The 374-nt window shown below is 57.5% G+C and carries 1 protein-coding gene; it reads left to right on the top strand.

Annotated elements, in window-relative coordinates; translation table 11 throughout:
• Positions 1-374 (top strand): immunoglobulin-like domain-containing protein (locus tag HU760_RS24365; protein WP_186680595.1); only part of this gene is annotated, 374 nt, incomplete at both ends.

The following is a 374-nucleotide window of genomic DNA, read 5'->3' as shown; positions in this document are numbered from 1 at the left end:
CTGGGCGATGCGGCCAAGGTCCAGGTCACTGACACCACTGATGAAGTGGTGGCGAAGCTGACTGCTACCCCTTCGGTAACCGAAGGCGGTGATATCACCTACACCATCACGCTGACCAACAAAGACGGTCTGCCGATCAACAACCACTCGGAGTTGTACTTCAAGCTGAGTGATGGCACTACGGTCGTCGTGGCAGCCAACAGCACCACTGGCTCGGCTACCACCACCGCGCCTGACAACGTCTATGTTGGTGCCAACCAACCGGTGGTCAATGCCATCGAGGCAGTCAGCGGTGCAGATGTCTGGAAATTCGAAAACCTCAATCTGGACAAGACGCCGGTCAGCACTACTGTCACTGACGAACCGGGCACCCC

The organism is Pseudomonas oryzicola (assembly GCF_014269185.2).
Classification (GTDB): Bacteria; Pseudomonadota; Gammaproteobacteria; order Pseudomonadales; family Pseudomonadaceae; genus Aquipseudomonas; species Aquipseudomonas oryzicola.
The sequence above is the reverse complement of the archived record's forward strand: the minus strand, read 5'-3'. Positions and strand labels throughout refer to the sequence as shown.